The sequence below is a fragment of the Collinsella aerofaciens genome, assembly GCF_032584215.1.
Taxonomy (GTDB): domain Bacteria; phylum Actinomycetota; class Coriobacteriia; order Coriobacteriales; family Coriobacteriaceae; genus Collinsella.
Genome location: NZ_JAWHPN010000062.1, coordinates 1 through 945 on the forward strand (window position 1 = coordinate 1; position 945 = coordinate 945).

The following is a 945-nucleotide window of genomic DNA, read 5'->3' on the forward strand; positions in this document are numbered from 1 at the left end:
GCCTGACGATCAGTGTGGGCTTGGAGCCGCTGGAGGTGGAGCGGACGATCGTGGATGTGCTGCGGAAGGATGGGACGCCGCTCATGGAGTGTGTGCAGCAGCTTAGTGACCGGCTGCACATCGTCACGTCGATCATCGACTTGGCGCCCATGGAGATGGAACTGCTCTCCAGAGCCAGCCGGGAGAAGATTTTAGACCGGGCGCTCCGGGAGGCCAGGGGGCAGTATGACTATATTTTGATTGACTGTCCGCCGCAGCTCTCTATCCTGACCATCAATGCCCTGTCCTGCGCCGACGGAGTGGTGATTCCAGTCAAGACGGATTACCTGGCCTACCGGGGGCTGACACAGCTCCAGGACAGCATCCAGGAGATCCAGGAGCTGATTAACCCGGAGCTGAAGGTGCTGGGGGTGATCGCCACGCTGTACGATACAAGGGTGGGCGATGACCATGACATCCTTGATCTGCTTCAGAAGGAGTATAATCTGCTGGGCGTGATTAAACGGCTGGCGGTGGCTAAGAAGGGGATTTATGACGGCTTGGCGGCTGTAGAGCAGGCCCCCAGCAGTGAGCTTGCGAAGGAATACGTGGCCATAGCAAACATGATTATGTCCGGCAGGGAGAAGAGGGAGGAACAGGAGCATGAGTAAGCTGGAGGAGCGGGAGAGCCGCAGGAGATCCGCTACCGTTGGGAAATTCGTGGAGCAGCCGCCCATGGCGGCCACCAGCTCCGGTCGGCGGGGCCGGCCGAAGGAGGATCGGGAGCTGAAGAAGCGGATTAGCCTCTCGGTGCTACCCAGCGTGTACGAGGATATTCAGAAGATCGCCTATGTGCAACGGCGTAGCGTGAGCGAACTGATCGGGGAGCTGTTGGAGGGATACCGTGTGGAACATAAGGCAGAAATTCAGAGGTATGGAGAAATAGAAAAGCACTGTGTCTAAATA

At 57.9% G+C, this 945-nt stretch carries 2 protein-coding genes; both read left to right on the forward strand.

The annotated features are described in order from the left end of the window. On the forward strand, nt 1-650 hold a 650-nt coding region (locus tag RX395_RS09720), incomplete at its 5' end, for a ParA family protein (RefSeq protein WP_316367260.1). Beyond that, nucleotides 643-942, forward strand: a complete 300-nt coding sequence (locus RX395_RS09725; protein WP_024725226.1) for a hypothetical protein — start codon at nt 643-645, stop codon at nt 940-942. The genes RX395_RS09720 and RX395_RS09725, both read left to right, overlap by 8 nt. Nucleotides 943-945 lie beyond the last annotated feature (3 nt).